The organism is Clostridium sp. Marseille-P3244 (assembly GCF_900120155.1).
GTDB lineage: Bacteria > Bacillota > Clostridia > Lachnospirales > Lachnospiraceae > Mediterraneibacter.
Genome location: NZ_LT635549.1, coordinates 1,863,247 through 1,877,139, shown reverse-complemented (window position 1 = coordinate 1,877,139; position 13,893 = coordinate 1,863,247). Strand labels below are relative to the sequence as shown.

Sequence of the window (13,893 nt, the reverse complement as noted above, 5' to 3'; positions counted from 1 at the left end):
TCAATATCGAACAGTTGTTCGTATCTGTTAATATAGTATTATATCGTTTGTAAAATGTCAACAACATTTTTACTTTTTGATTATACATTTTTACATGTACGTTAAAACGGACTTTTCTTTGGATATGTCATGAAATGCCGGATGATAATAAAACAGATTTTTGAGATGCCCTAAATCAACATAACACATCAAAAAAGAGAAAACAACAGGATGAAAGAAATCATTGCCTTGCTCTTTCATCCTGCCTTTATCAAATCTGGAAAACAGACATCACACGGACTTCCGGTTCTGTACTTTTTCCTTATAATAGATTTCTCCTTCTTTTACGATCTCCATCCTGCCCTCTTTTACTTCAACCATCGTGACAGAACAGTTGGGCGGCACGCTTCCCGGCCAGAAATTCCCGGTATACATCCTGTTCTTGATACGGTTTAACATTGCTGTCATAGCAGCGCCGTGGGTGGATACAAGAATATTTTTTCCTTCCAGATCCTTCCTTTGGCACATCTCTCGAAGGAAATCTCCTGTCCTCTCATAAAGCTGTTCCAGAGTCTCTGCTCCTTCCGGCGGAACATATCTGTATGTATCCGTAAAAAACAGGTCAAACAGAGGGCTTCGGGGATCTCTGTCCTCACCTCCATGGATCAGTCCCTCATAACTCCCGAATCCGATCTCCATCAGCCGGTCATCTTCCAGAAGAGGGATATTCCGCCCTCTCAGGATGATTTCCGCGGTTTCTTTCGCTCTGGACAGAGGACTTGTCAGACCCAGATCCAGAGGAATATCTCTCATACCCTCTGCCGTTTCCTCGGCGAGGCGCCTGCCATGATCGTTCAGAGGCACATCCGTGTGGCCCTGCACTCTGCTGATACGGTTCCAGCCGGTCTCTCCGTGGCGTACAATATATAACATCATTATATCTGTCTCCTCTCACACTTTGAACGGATCATTTTCCGCTCCTCCAAGTATACCCGCCCGTCAGCGCTTTCGTCAATGCCGATTATCCTTGTCCTTTTTCCCGTACAGGGATATAATAGACAAAAAAGAACTCCTGAAAGGAATTATGCAGACTATGAAAAAGATCACAAGCTTTACCGTGGATCACATCCGCCTTGTCCCCGGCATTTATGTCTCCAGAAAGGATACTGTGGACAGCGCGGTCATAACCACATTTGATATCCGTATGACCAGCCCCAACGAGGAACCCGTCATGAATACTGCCGAGATCCATACAATAGAGCATCTGGGGGCAACTTTCCTGAGGAATCACGAAACATATCAAGACCGGATACTCTACTTTGGCCCCATGGGATGCCGGACCGGTTTTTACCTGCTTATGGCCGGAGACTTCTCGTCTTCTGACATTGTCCCCCTGATGCAGGAAATGTTTTCCTTCATCGCTTCTTATGACGGGGTGATTCCCGGCGCGTCTGCCCGCGACTGCGGCAATTATCTGGATATGAACCTGCCCATGGCCAGATATCTGGCACAGAAATTTCTCTCAGATGTGCTGATCCATATCCGGGAAGATCAGCTTCAATATCCGGAATAAACGTCAGCGTTCCCAGATGTCTGAGGTCAGGCGGCGGTCCGATTTCTCCGGACCTGCCGGACCGTGGATCATCGTCTCTTCTTTTTCAGGACCTTCTGCCGGATATACTGATATGTCTTTTCCTCTCCCTGCTCATCCAGCATATACAGCAGTTGTTCTAACAGGATCCGTGTATCCGGATGCATCAGTTCCCCGGCTTTCCCGTTCAGATAATATGTAAGAGGATCGCTGTCCTTATATTTTTCCCCCTTGTATACCTTACTGGCCGCGATCCGGTCCAGGAACATTTCCACGACATAGCGGACCGGCATTTTCATTCCCGCCAGCTTTCCGGTGCCGTCCAGGCTATAGTCGATCCAATACTCATAATGATGCCTGTTTCTTCCTTTATGATGCAGCCAGGCTGTTGAAAGTCCCCGCTCCTCCCGCTCCGCGTTATTGGGGCTCCGGTTTCCCTGATAATACCTGCATCCGATCCGAAATTCTGTAAAACTGTATTTAGACAGGTCATGAAGAAGCCCCTGGCGATAGAGTCCGACCCGGAAGCATTCTTTCATGACCAGCAGTTTATGCCTGGTGATCGTCCGAAAATGTTGTATCGCTTTCATGTTCTCTCCTGTCTGATCCTTTTTCTCTGCTGACAAGCAGAGAGATTCCGCGTTCTTTCACCCGGACTGCCTTCTGATCTTCCAGAAGACAGGGAGCTTTCAGAATTCCTTTTTCCGTATCCGACACCAGATACCATTCTCTGTTCTTTCCCGGAGACGGCAGCGCGTAGATATGAGGCAGCCAGTGCATATTGTACGCCACGAAACATTCACCGTCCTCCACACCGGACCCGGAATACAGTACGCCCAGCTGCCGGCTGGACACCTCTGACTGAACCTGCCAGGCACTCTCGCCGTGATAGGATACGTCCGGCATGCCGCATGCCGTGCGGTCCAGGCCTTTTAGTTCTTCTTTCTGACGCAGACACGGGTGTTCCTCCCGAAAACGGATCAGTGCTTTCACATAGCGGAAGAGCGAATCATCTGTCTTCAGCCTGCTCCAGTCTACCCAGCCGGTCTCATTATCCTGACAGTACACATTATTATTGCCTTTCTGCGTATTATAGAACTCATCTCCGGCAAGAAGGCAGGGTGTCCCCTGAGCTGTCAGCAGCAGCTGGAAAGCATTCCTGACCTGGTTTTTTCTCAGATTTAACACGGCCCGTTTCCGGCTGGGTCCTTCAGCTCCGCAATTCCAACTGTAATTATACTCCGGCCCGTCCATATTATTTTCTCCATTGGCCTCATTGTGCCTGCAGTCATAGGATACAAGATCCCACAGGGTGAACCCTGTATGGCCTGTCATATAGTTGCACTTTCCGTCATCTGCCGAATTGTGTTTCAAAGCTCCGATGACATCATTCACCATATTCTCATCGCCCTTTAAAAAGCGGCGCATGATATTCTGGAACGCGTCGTCTTTCCGGAGCAGCTTGATATCTTTTAACAGAGGATCTTCCCGGAGCATATCCCATGAGACAATATATGGATTGACTACAAATCCATCCACATGGTATTCCATCATATAAAACCGGAGACATTCCATTACAGTATGAGCCTGTATTCCCTCTGTAAATGGCATCTCCAGTACAACTTCGATTCCTTCCCGGTGACAGGCCTTCACCATATCCTTCAGCTCAGTTACCGCGGAAGCTCCCGCCGCGTAGGAAGATTTGGGCGCAAAATAAAGAGCCGGTCCATATCCCCAGTAATTAATCTTTGCCTTCGCGCATTCATCAAATTCATAGACCGGCATACACTGAATCTGATTGATCCCAAGCTCCTTCAAATAAGGAAGTTTTTCTATGAGCCCGAGATAGGTCCCCCTGTGGCGGACTTTTGAAGAGCTGTGTTTTGTAAATCCTCTCACATGCAGGCTGTAGGCCACTACTTCATTCCAGGGAAGATGTAGTCTTTTATCCCCCTCCCAGTCATAGTAAGAAGACATCAGTTTTCCCCGGATCTGATGCTCCCTCGCCCCGCCTCTCACGCCGAAAGTCTCCCGGCCGGAAATCTCCCGGACATAGGGATCCGTACAGACCTTTCCGTCTATCCTGTAATTATATTCATATTGAGAGGGATCGATCCCCTCCACTGCCAGAAAACGGACTTCTCCGATCCCTTCTTCTTCCGGCAAGGGGAAAACCGTTTCCGGCTGGTCTTCCCCTTTTTTATAAAGCAGAAGATCACAGGTTTTCCCTGCAGATACCTGAACCGCAAAATTAATTTTCCCCCCGTTAACTGCCGCCCCAAAAGGCTGCGGGCATCCTGTCACTTTCTTCATTTTCTGTCCTTTCTCATTGCCAGCCGTCCGTTCCATACATCTCAACATTGTCCTTGTTGATAAAAAATGTTTCTATGTAAGACTCTTTCTCATAAACACCGCCGTCCAGTAAGGCCAAAGCTGCTTTTACCGCAGTCTTACCCATATTAATGGGCGAACGCGCTCCCACTCCCTCCATAGGGCTGAACGGATCCGCCAGGGCCTGTTTTATTTCCGGGGATCCGTCTACACTGTAAACCAGAGGATTACAGGATGCCCCGTTCAGCGCTTCCAGCACTTTTACCGCCATACGGTCACTGCCGCACATAACCGCGTCAAACTCTTCTCCTTCCGAAAGAAGTATCTGCATCTTTGCCTTTACATTTTCACATTGTTCATCCGCCGTGATTCGTTTTACTACTTCAAACCCTTTGTTTGTAATTGCCTCTTCAAACCCTGTGATCCTCTCATTCAAAGGGGTGGAATCCGACCTTTCAACGATCACGATCCTTCCTCCGTCCGGTCTCTGTTCCAGCAGATCTTCTCCGCACACGCGGCCGGCGTTATAGTTGTCGGATCCGATAAAAGCATCGATAAGATCTGTGTTTTCAACCTCTGTTTCCAGATTGATAACAGGAATCTCAGCTTCTCTGAGCATCTCCAGGGACGGCGTTATCTTTTCTGGATCTACCGGGCAGAGGAAAACCCCGTCTATCCCCTCTTCGATCATTTCCCGTATCTGCTCTTCCTGACTGTCTGCATCCCGGGCTGCATCTTTTACCAGAATCCTGCCTCCCTGCTCTTCCAGGTCTGTCCGGATCGCTTCCTTAAGAGTATCATAAAACGGATCCGTCAAATCCGGGCAGGTAAACCCGAACAGATTGTCCGTCTTTTCCTCCTGTTCCAATTCTTCCTCCGTCGGCTCTTCTATTACCGGATTATCCTCAGGCGTTCCCACATTTTTTTTGCATCCGGCCATAAACACTGCCGCAAACACTGCAAGAGGCAGAAGCCTGAGCATCGTCTTCTTCATCAAAAATACCCCTTTACCGTATTATTCCGATGTTTCCCACTCTTCCATTCTAACTTGTTTCATAGGAATGTCAATAGATTGCCGGGATAGTTTCATCTTGCTTTTTCGGTTTCTTTCTGATACCATCAGGATACAGGTTATTACAATTTATTACATTTATGAGGAGAACGTCATATGAACGAAAATGAATCACTCACTGTCACTCTGACACTGGATAATGATGAAGAACTGGAGTGCGCTGTCCTTACCATCTTTGAGGCAGACAACCGTCAGTATATCGCTCTGCTTCCTCTGGATGAAAGTGGAGACAACGATGATGGCCAGGTGTATCTCTACCGTTTAACTGACAATGGAGAAGACGAAGAGCCAGGCCTCGAAAACATCCAAGACGACGATGAATTTGAACGGGTGTCCGATGTATTCAACGACTGGCTGGAACAACTTGACATGGAGGATATTGATCTGGACGATCTGGACTGATCCATGCTAAATATCCTGACGGGATGTCGGACATACGCCTGTTCCTGTCAAATATCTTCCAGGAGTTCCTCTACAAAACGGGAAGGAGAGACCTCTTTCCCGTTTTTTGTTCTGACATAACAGATCCTGAGCATTTCCTTCGCTCTTGTCATTCCCACGTAGAAAAGTCTCCTTTCTTCTTCCGTCTCCTGTTCTGATTCCGCTCTTTTATATGGCATATTCCCTTCATTTGCTCCCACGAGATAAACTGTATGAAACTCCAGTCCTTTGGAACCGTGAAGCGTCATCAGACGCACGCCCTTTTCGTCCTCGCCTTTTTCTCTCTCTTTTTTCCGCAGTGCTTCTGAATATTCTTCTACGTGGCCAAACCATTCTTCTATGGATGAAAACGGCTTCGCAGCCTCTGTGATCTCTGCGGCCACTTCCCGGAGTACTGAGAGTTCCAACTTGTGGATATAGGCATAGTCTTTCAGGAAATCGTCATATCCGATCCGTTTCCTGATATATTGCACAGCGGCATAGGGAGCCATGCAAGAAAGCATTTTCAGATCCCACTCAAACTGATCGATGCGGTCCAGCATCCAGTTTTTGTCGCAGTAAAACGTCCGTGCCGCCTCGAAAAAAGGCTCTCCCTCTGTCAGACAGTCCCTGCCTAAATACCGCTTTGGACGGTTCATAACCCGCAGGAAATCCCTGCGGTCTTCCCTCCCCATCGCCAGTCGGAAATAGGCACGGATATCCCTGGCTATAAAGTGATCATAGAGGTTGGGAAGATGTTCTTTCATCTGATAAGGAATACGCCTTTTGACCAATTCTTCGGTCAGGGGTCTTGCGTCTGTATGAGTCCTGAATAAAACAGCGGTCTCCTCCAGTGGAATTCCGCTGTCTGCCAGCCTGATGATCTCTTCTGTCACATAACGGGCTTCCTCGCTGGTGTCCGCCGTCTCCTGCACATGAAGACAGGCTCCGTCTTTTCTGCCAGCGTTCAGTTCTTTGGAAAATCGCTTCTCATTATGCCGGATCACTTTCAGAGAATTCTTCACAATATTCCCTGTAGAACGATAATTCGTTCCCAGCAGGATCTGCTCTGCCCCGGGATAGTCTTCCCGAAAGCGGAACATCAGTCCGGCGTCGGCGCCCCGGAATCCGTAGATTGCCTGGTCATCATCCCCTACCACGAACAGATTGTCTTCCGGAAGTGCCAGCATACGGATAACATCATACTGTATCCGGTTGATATCCTGAAATTCATCGATCAGGATATATTTAAACTTCCGCTGCCAGAGCGCGAGAACATCCGGCCTGGATTCCAGCAGGTTATAACAGACTGTGAGCATGTCATCAAAATCAATCTTTCTGGCTGCTTTTCTCTTTTCTTCGTACTCCCGGTAAATTTCCCGGAATACTTCCCGTCCACATCCGGACGGCGCAAACTTTTCCACATCCATCCTGCTGTTCTTGATCTTCCCGATATCCTCCGCAATGGCCCTGAAAAAATCTTCTTCATCTTCCACCGGTATTTCTTTACCGGCCGCGGCAGACCGCAGGAGCTGATATTTTTCCTCCTCTGACAGGATATTCTGCGGCCCGAACCGGTAAGCCCATCTTAAGATACCATAATAAATGCCGTGGAATGTTCCCACGGTCACGGCTGCCGCCCTTTTCCCCATCAGCCCGGAGAGTCTTGACCTCATCTCTTTCGCAGCAAAACGGGTAAAAGTAATGACCAGAATCTCTTCCGGTCTTACTTGTTTTTCCTCAATCAGATATTTGATTCTGTTTACGATCGTCAATGTTTTTCCGGATCCGGGACCCGCCAGTACCTGGCAGGGTCCGGCTCCATGCGCAACCGCTCTCTTCTGAGCCCGGTCCATCCCCATACAGACTCCCCCCTTAACTGTTAAATTCCCCCTGCATCTATTCTGCTCTCATCGAACTGAGCTTTTCGATTCCAGAACAGATCCTTCGCAGAGATTCCTCTTTTCCAAATACCTCCATCAGTTCTGTAGCACCGCCGGGGGTACTCTGTTTTCCGGATACTGCCGTTCGCAGAGGCCACATCACATACCCGATCTTGTATCCTTTTTCTTCTGCAAATTCTTTGAGCATCTCAAACAGAGCGTCATTGCTGTAATCTTCCTGTTCCTGAAGACGGGGCAGGACTTCATTAAGAAGCGCCAGCCCTTTTTCCGGATCTGTCTTCATCTTTTTGTGTCTGTACAGTTCACAGTCATACTCGGGAAGTTCCTCGAAAAAGTCTGTCTGCTCATAGATATCCGGAAAGATCTCGATCCTTGTCTTTACAAGAGCCGCGATCTTCTTAAGATCATACTCCTTGGTTACCGCCTTTCTGATATAGGGTTCTGCCAGTTCAAAAAAGCGGTCAAAATCCATGGCTTTTAAGTATTCGCCGTTCATCCACCTCAGTTTCACTGTATCGAATACAGCCGGCGACTTACTCATATGCCGGTAGTCGAATGCCTCCACAAGCTCTTCCAGAGAAAAAATCTCTCTGTTGTCCGACGGGCACCACCCGAGCAGAGCCACATAATTAACCACGGCCTCTGACACATACCCCTGGTCGATGAGATCCTCATAGGAGGAATGTCCGCATCGCTTGCTCAGCTTTTTGTGATTTTCATCTGTGATCAGCGGACAGTGAACATAGACGGGTATATCCCATCCGAAAGCTTCATACAGCCGATTATACTTCGGAGCAGAAGAAAGATACTCGTTCCCTCTGACCACATGGGTGATCCCCATGAGATGATCATCCACAACATTCGCGAAATTATAAGTGGGAAAGCCGTCCGACTTGATCAGGATCATATCATCAAGCTCACTGTTCGGCACCGTGATATCCCCGTATATTTCATCATGGAAGGTTGTCTCCCCTTCATTGGGGACATTCAGCCGGATGACCCATGGCTTTTGGGCAGCCAGATTTGCCTCCACTTCTTCTCTGCTAAGGCCCAGGCAATGTTTGTCGTACACGACAATATCCGTCCCGTCATCGGACACCGAGGTCTTCAGTGACTCCAGCCGTTCTTTATCGCAGAAACAATAGTAGGCATCCCCCTGCTCTACCAACTGTTTCGCATACTTCAGATAGATCCCCTGCGCCTGTCTCTGACTCTGAATATAAGGCCCATATCCGCCGTCCCGGTCCGGGCCCTCGTCATGAAAGAGTCCTGTCTTCTCCAATGTTCTGTATATGATATCCAGAGCCCCCTCCATAAAGCGCTCCTGGTCGGTATCTTCTACACGGAGAATAAAATCTCCTCCCGCATGTTTCGCGATCAGATAGGCGTAAAGCGCAGTGCGCAGATTGCCTACATGCATCCTTCCCGTCGGGCTCGGGGCAAATCTTGTTCTCACTTTTCCACTCATATTTTCTCTCCAGTTCTTTTTATCGTTATTTAATCTAAATCTGTCTCTCCGCCTCAGAGACGATTCCCCGAAGGAATCTGTCACATCTCCCATGGATGATAATATCAGCTCTCTGGTCCGAATAATGCTCTTTCTTTGTTACCAGGATCAGCATAGATCCGGAATAGTATTGCAGCAGCTGGCTGCACAGCGGAGTATTCAGGCTCGCGCCCAGGACCATCAGAACATCGGCTTTCTCCACTTCTTCCGCCGCTCTTGTCATAACGCCATTATCGATCATTTCTCCAAACAGGCACACCTGCGGGCGGACTGCCACAAGACAATGGCCGCACAGAGGAACTCCTTTTGCCTGACGGATATATTCTGCCGGATAATGCCTCCCGCAGGAGGGACACACATTATCCTCCACTGTCCCTTTCATATTGATTACATTTCTGCAGCCGGCCCGGTCTTCCAGACCCGCAATGCGACGGGTAATGATCGAGTCGACAAACCCCTTGTCCTGCAGTGCCTTCAACGCCAGGAATCCATCTCCCGGCGGGATCTCTGCCGCTTTGAGTATGACCTCTTTATAGAAACGGAAAAACAGTTCCTTCCTCGCAGAATAAAATCCGCTGCTAAAGATCTCTTCAAAAGAGTACCCATACTTTTCTTCGATCTCATAGGATTCCTCTCCGTCCCTCAGAAGCGGATACCCGCTCTCTGCCATAAGACCTGTACCGCTTAGAACAACCGTATACCTGCTGTCTCTTAGGATCTGTACTATATTTTTTTCCTTCATGAAGTCCCCTCCCTTCCGCGCTTCTGCAGACTGCTTTCCTATATAGTCATTATAGAGCATATCGGAGGATTCTTCAATAAACAAAGTCATGCTCCCGGTGTTACGTTACTGTCAAGTAATCGTTGGCAACTTCCTTTTCGATTTATCTTTTTTGTTCAAACAGTCCTTTTTCTGGTTTCTAATATCCAGCCATGTACAGCAGTCGCTTTCTCTCTCCCTGTATCTTTCCATCCAATCCAACTACATGTCCTACTGCTGGATATTGATAGCCCTTTCCGTCTTTCTTTGGTGCCTTCGCTGACATCAGGATCTCGCCGTATAACTCTTCTACTTTTTCTTCTTCAAATACCGGTTTTCTCAGACCTTCTGTCACTTCATGCAGCTTTCCGCTGCATTTTTTGGCCAGGATCTTCGCCAGATGGTTCCCGCCTTGCCGGCTCCAACTTCTGTGCCCGTGTTTCATCCGTTTCGCGATCACACTCCACACATGATTTTCCATTGTCCCCATGTTCCGGTATTCCAGCCCCTCCGGCGGATCTGGCAGCTCCAGATCCTGGGATTGGTAAGGCACAAGCCCTTCACGGTTGTTCTCATAATAACGGATCAGGTCTTCTACATCTTCAATCTCAGCTTCATCACTCAGGCTATTCCGATAGTTCTCCAGATACCGGAATACTTCTTCGATCTCTTCTTCTTTTATCAGTTCTAAAACAGCATCCCTCGCAGCCGGTTCATGAATTTTTTCTTTCACAGCTTTGTTCCGGTGAAACGGGTCTAACTGAAAACAGGTGCTTTTATCTTTCACTTTCTTGATCCAGGACGCTCCGTCCGCATTTAAGATCCTCTGGTCTACCTCATCCAGGTTAAACTCCTGTGCGATTGCCGCCTCCCGGTATTCCTGGAACTCTTTTGCTTTGGCAAATCCGGCAACTACCACTTTATTTTCCAGCGCATAACGATCCGGACCGGTTTTCCGCCACCCGGCATAAGCAATCCCGATCTTGATCTCTGATTTATCCTGTTTTTCCTCTTTTCTGTCCTTTCCCTGCAGTTTGATATAAACTCCGTCTGCTTCTTCAAACAGAACAGGAACCTCTCGTTTCCCTTTCACATGGCCTTTCTTATATGCTTCTGTCAACTCAGCTTCGTCCTCGCAGACCTTTTTCCCTAACGCCTGGATGACGTTCCATACCCCCATCGCACTGATGGTCTGTCCTGTCATTTCACTGACCTGTAAGGCGCACTCCCTGTAAGACAGTTCTGTGATCCCTTTTACCAGCAGTTCCGCCATGTTCGTTGAGATCAAGCCTACTTGATCCAACTCCAGTGTCTCGTCCAGCAGATATACAAAACGTCTGGTCCCGTCTTCTTCGGTCACTTCATAAACAGTCCTCTGATAGGTTACTTCCCCATACACGGTTTTTACGGTTGTCTGTCTGGCACCTTTATTTCTGTATTTCTTCTTGTCCCTGCCCTCCATCAGCATCCTGTCATACCGCTCCAGGAACTCTTTTGTGAACTCTCTTCCGATCTGGCAGATCCATGCATAAATATTTTTCTCCAACTCCTTGAATGTTACGCCGTTTTCCTTTATCATTAAACTCATCATACAGACTCCTTATGTTTTTTTTCGTCAATTAAACAATAAGATAAATCTGTATGATTGGGAAGAGGTTTCGATCTCTTCCCTTTATTTTTGCCAATGATAATTATACTCTAAGCGGTGTTACTTCCATCTCTGACACAAGCTGAATGGATGCAGGAAAATTCCCTGTATCTGTCAAAGCACATTCCGCCGCGTCAACCACAGAAATGCGCGCATCTGTAAAGGCATCCACAGCAAACCGTGTAACTTGAGAAGGCACTTTATAATTTCCCACTCTTCCCGCAGGAAATCCGAGTATGCATGTCCCGCCATCGGAGAACAGTACTCCATTCTTCGTATAATAGTTTCCGGATGGCTCCATCTCAAACCATTCCATATCAGGGAGTCCGATGAAAGCGCCTTCTTCAATATATGTAATATTGGAAGGAATATACATCTCCATCGTTCCGGCCGGAGCTTCGACAAACGCGCCGGCCGCAATGCCGGTACACCCCTCTGCCGGAAGCTCCATATATCCGTCCCATACAGCTTCCGCCGGATCCGCGATCCCGCAGATAAAACCGGACTCATCCACAAGAAATCCTTTTACTGTCACAGGAAACGTTGTATCCGGGAGCTCTTCTTCCGGAAGATCTTCTTCCGGAGCGGCCGGAACCTCTTCTTCCGGAACGGTAACAACTGTATCCCCGGGTATTATGGGGACTTCCTCTTCCGGTACTGTGGCATCCGGATAACCCGGTTCCGTGAAATCAGCCGGGGCCTCTCCTCCTGAAATCAGATCGGCAGACATATCCGCCACTTTCATCTCTGAGTCCGGGACAGACACTCCTTCCCCTGCCGGGACCGACAGCGCCGTGACTGATACTGTTGCCGGCTTCTCCCATTTCTCCTTTTCAGCCAGTCCAAAGAGAATCGTTGATCTGTTTTCCTGTGTCCAGATTCCTCCTGTCCCTGAAACATTCTTTTCCGCCGTTCCCGGATACACCGGGCTTTCTGATCCGCAGATTTCCAGAACAACAACACAGAGCAGGAAAAGGACTACCGCCATCCTGCCCAGTCTGCTCCAGCACCTGCCAACTCTCCATTCTTCATACAGCAGTCCGCACCCTTCCATTTTCTCTCACCTTTCCTTTCTGCACCACAACAGCAATGAAAAATATTTCCATATACTTCTTTAGGATAAAGTATCAGAGAAAAAGAAATGCTGCAATAATTTGCAACATTCCTTTGCCTTTATTTCCTGTTGTCCCAAGGCGGTTTCCGCTATACATTGATCTCCGCCCGGATCCCAAGGATATCCTTATTTTCTTCCAGCAGCGGACGGATGACATTTTTCAGATATGCCTCCACCTGTTCCCTCGCCCGCCCTACATATTTTTCCGGGTCCATCGTTTTCTTCAGTTCCTCGGCGGTCAAGTTAAACGCCGGATCCTCCGCGATCAGGTCAAGAAGATTATTATCCATCCCTTTTTCCTTCACATTTCTTCCGGCTTCCATAGAAAGCTTACGGATCCGCTCATGCAGTTCCTGTCTGTCCCCTCCGGCTTTCACCGCGTCCATCATGATATTCTCTGTGGCCATGAACGGCAGCTCTGCCATCAGATGTTTCTCGATCACTTTCGGGTATACAACCAGGCCGTCCACTACATTCAGGCACAGGTCCAGGATCCCGTCAATGGCAAGGAATCCTTCCGGAACGCTCAGACGCTTGTTTGCCGAGTCATCCAGCGTTCTCTCAAACCATTGCGTAGCAGAAGTAATGGCCGGGTTCAGAGCATCCACGATCACATACCGGGAGAGCGAGGCGATCCGTTCGCTGCGCATCGGATTTCTTTTATATGCCATGGCCGACGAACCAATCTGTGTTTTCTCGAACGGCTCTTCTACTTCTTTCAGATGCTGAAGCAGCCGGATATCATTTGAAAATTTATGCGCGCTGGCCGCAATCCCTGCCAGGACATTGAGTACCCTGGTGTCCACTTTTCTGGAATACGTCTGCCCGGATACCGGATAGCAGGCTTTAAATCCCATCTTCTCCGCGATCATAGGATCGATCTTATCTATGGTCTCCTGATCCCCGTCAAATAATTCCAGAAAGCTTGCCTGTGTCCCGGTCGTTCCTTTTGATCCCAGCAGTTTCAGACTGCCCAGGACATAATCCAGGTCCTCCAGATCCATAACGAATTCCTGCATCCACAGAGTGGCTCTTTTTCCCACAGTCGTCGGCTGAGCCGGCTGGAAATGCGTAAACGCCAGTGTCGGCTGGCTCTTCTGGCTGTCCGCGAATTTTGCCAGTTCCGCTATTACATTGATCAGTTTCTTCCGCACCAGCTTCAGTGCCTCGGACATCAGGATAATATCTGTATTATCTCCCACATAGCAGGAGGTGGCCCCCAGATGAATAATCCCTTTTGCCTTGGGGCACTGCACGCCATAGGCATAAACATGGGACATAACGTCGTGGCGCACGGCTTTTTCCCTCTCCTCCGCCACTTCATAATTGATATCATCCGCATGGCTCCTCAGCTCTTCAATCTGCTCTTCTGTGATCGCAAGTCCCAGTTCCTTCTCGGTTTCCGCGAGCGCGATCCAGAGCCTCCTCCATGTACGGAACTTCTTGTCCGGTGAAAAAATATACTGCATCTCCCTGCTGGCATAACGCTGAGAGAGAGGACTTACATAACGGTCTTTTGGCATGATTTATGCTCTCCTTTTTCTTTTTCTCTTTCACGCTGTGTATG

12 protein-coding genes are annotated in these 13,893 nt (G+C 48.5%); 2 read left to right on the top strand and 10 right to left on the bottom strand.

Features of this window, described 5'->3' with window-relative positions; all coding sequences use genetic code 11:
• Nucleotides 1–270: 270 nt before the first annotated feature.
• A complete protein-coding gene (locus tag BQ7367_RS10710) occupies nt 271–915 on the bottom strand; it encodes a histidine phosphatase family protein (protein WP_072525425.1) in 645 nt (214 codons plus the stop codon).
• A 157-nt stretch (nt 916–1,072) separates the two neighbouring features.
• Between BQ7367_RS10710 and BQ7367_RS10705 the strand changes: the two genes are divergently transcribed.
• Nucleotides 1,073–1,552 (top strand): S-ribosylhomocysteine lyase, encoded by a 480-nt coding sequence (locus BQ7367_RS10705; protein ID WP_072525424.1) that lies wholly within the window; start codon nt 1,073–1,075, stop codon nt 1,550–1,552.
• A 68-nt stretch (nt 1,553–1,620) separates the two neighbouring features.
• On the opposite strand, the gene BQ7367_RS10700 is transcribed toward BQ7367_RS10705, so the two are convergent.
• Genes BQ7367_RS10700 through BQ7367_RS10690 form a run of 3 tightly spaced genes read right to left on the bottom strand, consistent with a single transcriptional unit; the run spans nt 1,621 to nt 4,895 of the window.
• Nucleotides 1,621–2,160 (bottom strand): DUF5662 family protein, encoded by a 540-nt coding sequence (locus tag BQ7367_RS10700; RefSeq protein ID WP_072525423.1) that lies wholly within the window; start codon nt 2,158–2,160, stop codon nt 1,621–1,623.
• The gene (locus BQ7367_RS10695) at nt 2,120–3,883 is read right to left on the bottom strand and encodes an alpha-amylase family glycosyl hydrolase (protein WP_072526184.1); all 1,764 of its coding nucleotides are present in this window, start codon (nt 3,881–3,883) and stop codon (nt 2,120–2,122) included. Before BQ7367_RS10695 ends, BQ7367_RS10700 begins: the two co-directional genes overlap by 41 nt.
• Nucleotides 3,884–3,896: 13 nt before the next feature.
• A complete protein-coding gene (locus BQ7367_RS10690) occupies nt 3,897–4,895 on the bottom strand; it encodes a substrate-binding domain-containing protein (protein WP_072525422.1) in 999 nt (332 codons plus the stop codon).
• 174 nt (nt 4,896–5,069) lie between these two features.
• Between BQ7367_RS10690 and BQ7367_RS10685 the strand changes: the two genes are divergently transcribed.
• On the top strand, nt 5,070–5,375 hold the full coding sequence (locus BQ7367_RS10685; protein WP_072525421.1) for a DUF1292 domain-containing protein: 306 nt from the start codon (nt 5,070–5,072) through the stop codon (nt 5,373–5,375).
• A gap of 47 nt (nt 5,376–5,422) precedes the next feature.
• Here BQ7367_RS10685 and BQ7367_RS10680 read toward each other — a convergent pair whose 3' ends face one another.
• The 6 genes from BQ7367_RS10680 to purB all read right to left on the bottom strand — a co-directional run bounded on the left by BQ7367_RS10680 (nt 5,423) and on the right by purB (nt 13,849).
• Entirely contained in the window at nt 5,423–7,255 is a 1,833-nt protein-coding gene (locus BQ7367_RS10680; protein WP_072525420.1) for an ATP-dependent helicase, read from the bottom strand.
• A 37-nt stretch (nt 7,256–7,292) separates the two neighbouring features.
• The gene (gene gltX / locus BQ7367_RS10675) at nt 7,293–8,765 is read right to left on the bottom strand and encodes a glutamate--tRNA ligase (protein WP_072525419.1); all 1,473 of its coding nucleotides are present in this window, start codon (nt 8,763–8,765) and stop codon (nt 7,293–7,295) included.
• A gap of 34 nt (nt 8,766–8,799) precedes the next feature.
• Nucleotides 8,800–9,546 (bottom strand): SIR2 family NAD-dependent protein deacylase, encoded by a 747-nt coding sequence (locus BQ7367_RS10670; RefSeq protein ID WP_072526183.1) that lies wholly within the window; start codon nt 9,544–9,546, stop codon nt 8,800–8,802.
• A 178-nt stretch (nt 9,547–9,724) separates the two neighbouring features.
• Nucleotides 9,725–11,152 (bottom strand): ISLre2 family transposase, encoded by a 1,428-nt coding sequence (locus BQ7367_RS10665; protein WP_200786773.1) that lies wholly within the window; start codon nt 11,150–11,152, stop codon nt 9,725–9,727.
• A 103-nt stretch (nt 11,153–11,255) separates the two neighbouring features.
• Nucleotides 11,256–12,266 (bottom strand): hypothetical protein, encoded by a 1,011-nt coding sequence (locus BQ7367_RS10660; protein ID WP_072525418.1) that lies wholly within the window; start codon nt 12,264–12,266, stop codon nt 11,256–11,258.
• A 149-nt stretch (nt 12,267–12,415) separates the two neighbouring features.
• The gene (gene purB / locus BQ7367_RS10655; RefSeq protein WP_072525417.1) at nt 12,416–13,849 is read right to left on the bottom strand and encodes an adenylosuccinate lyase; all 1,434 of its coding nucleotides are present in this window, start codon (nt 13,847–13,849) and stop codon (nt 12,416–12,418) included.
• Nucleotides 13,850–13,893 lie beyond the last annotated feature (44 nt).

Bases quoted from the DNA above. Each gene is read 5' to 3' on its own strand.
- BQ7367_RS10710 (WP_072525425.1), bottom strand. From the start codon at position 915: ATGATGTTATATATTGTACGCCACGGAGAGACCGGCTGGAACCGTATC.
- BQ7367_RS10705 (WP_072525424.1), top strand. From the start codon at position 1,073: ATGAAAAAGATCACAAGCTTTACCGTGGATCACATCCGCCTTGTCCCC.
- BQ7367_RS10700 (WP_072525423.1), bottom strand. From the start codon at position 2,160: ATGAAAGCGATACAACATTTTCGGACGATCACCAGGCATAAACTGCTG.
- BQ7367_RS10695 (WP_072526184.1), bottom strand. From the start codon at position 3,883: ATGAAGAAAGTGACAGGATGCCCGCAGCCTTTTGGGGCGGCAGTTAAC.
- BQ7367_RS10690 (WP_072525422.1), bottom strand. From the start codon at position 4,895: ATGAAGAAGACGATGCTCAGGCTTCTGCCTCTTGCAGTGTTTGCGGCA.
- BQ7367_RS10685 (WP_072525421.1), top strand. From the start codon at position 5,070: ATGAACGAAAATGAATCACTCACTGTCACTCTGACACTGGATAATGAT.
- BQ7367_RS10680 (WP_072525420.1), bottom strand. From the start codon at position 7,255: ATGGGGATGGACCGGGCTCAGAAGAGAGCGGTTGCGCATGGAGCCGGA.
- gltX (WP_072525419.1), bottom strand. From the start codon at position 8,765: ATGAGTGGAAAAGTGAGAACAAGATTTGCCCCGAGCCCGACGGGAAGG.
- BQ7367_RS10670 (WP_072526183.1), bottom strand. From the start codon at position 9,546: ATGAAGGAAAAAAATATAGTACAGATCCTAAGAGACAGCAGGTATACG.
- BQ7367_RS10665 (WP_200786773.1), bottom strand. From the start codon at position 11,152: ATGAGTTTAATGATAAAGGAAAACGGCGTAACATTCAAGGAGTTGGAG.
- BQ7367_RS10660 (WP_072525418.1), bottom strand. From the start codon at position 12,266: ATGGAAGGGTGCGGACTGCTGTATGAAGAATGGAGAGTTGGCAGGTGC.
- purB (WP_072525417.1), bottom strand. From the start codon at position 13,849: ATGCCAAAAGACCGTTATGTAAGTCCTCTCTCTCAGCGTTATGCCAGC.